A 533-nucleotide genomic window follows, 5' to 3' on the forward strand; every position below is an offset into this window, starting at 1 on the left:
CCGACCATCGTCGGTACTACCGATGCGCCGGTCGGCAGCACCGTTACGCTGACCATCACTCAGGGTGCCAACACCTTTACCGTGACCACACCGGTTCTGGCTGGCGGCACCTACAGCGCCGAGCTGACTCAGCCTCTTGCTGAAGGCCCGTACTCGGTCGATGCCAAAGTTACCGACACCGCCGGCAACACTGGCTCGGCTAATGACAGCGGTGCTATCGACACCACGGCTCCGCTGATCACTGTCGATGCTCCAGCCATCACCAATGACACGACGCCGACTATCGTTGGTACCACCGATGCGCCAGTCGGCAGCATCGTAACGCTGACCATCACTCAGGGTGCCAACACCTTTACCGTCACCACACCGGTTCTGGCGGGTGGCACCTACAGCGTCGAGCTGACTCAGCCTCTTGCTGAAGGCCCGTACTCGGTCGATGCCAAAGTCACCGACCCAGCCGGCAACACCGGCTCGGCTACTGATACCGGCGCTATCGACACCACCGCTCCGCTGATCACTGTCGATGCACCGGC

1 protein-coding gene is annotated in these 533 nt (G+C 61.9%); it reads left to right on the plus strand.

Translation table 11 applies throughout. The features are described from left to right. Nucleotides 1-533: Ig-like domain-containing protein (locus PVA39_RS23225; protein ID WP_274126072.1), on the plus strand; the 533-nt coding region annotated here is incomplete at both ends.

The sequence above is a fragment of the Pseudomonas sp. CNPSo 3701 genome (assembly GCF_028674975.1).
GTDB lineage: Bacteria > Pseudomonadota > Gammaproteobacteria > Pseudomonadales > Pseudomonadaceae > Aquipseudomonas > Aquipseudomonas straminea.